The organism is Xanthobacter autotrophicus (genome assembly GCF_030015065.1).
GTDB lineage: Bacteria > Pseudomonadota > Alphaproteobacteria > Rhizobiales > Xanthobacteraceae > Xanthobacter > Xanthobacter autotrophicus_D.
This window is the reverse complement of record NZ_JAIVFN010000511.1, coordinates 1-406: the sequence shown is the minus strand read 5'-3', so window position 1 is coordinate 406 and position 406 is coordinate 1. Positions and strand designations below refer to the sequence as shown.

Genomic DNA, 406 nt, shown 5'->3' with positions numbered 1-406 from the left:
CGCACAGGGGGCGCAGGACCTTCGGGCCACGACGCTCACGGTGCCGGTGGTATACAAGGGACAGCCCGGCCATCCGCATCCCCGCACTGGAGATACCCATGACCCGCACGCCCCTGCTGCTCGCCCTCGGCCTTGTGCCGATCCTTGCCACCTCCGCCTGCAATGCCGCCGATCCGGCCGCCAACGGTGCGCAGACCGCCACGGCGGCCTCTGCCGCCACCGACCAGCGCCCGTTCAACGCCACCGAAGTCAGCCGCTTCGACCAGCCCTGGGCGATGACCTTCCTGCCCGACGGCAGCCTGCTGGTCACCGAAAAGCGCGGCAAGCTCCAGCACCTGGACCCGGCCAGCGGCCAGAAGCACGAGATCACCGGCGTTCCGAAGGTCGCCTATGCTGGCCAGGGTGG

General features: G+C 70.2%; 1 protein-coding gene. It reads left to right on the top strand.

All coding sequences use genetic code 11. The features are described from left to right. Nucleotides 1-98: 98 nt before the first annotated feature. Nucleotides 99-406: PQQ-dependent sugar dehydrogenase (locus K9U40_RS24275; protein ID WP_282892598.1), on the top strand; the 308-nt coding region annotated here is incomplete at its 3' end.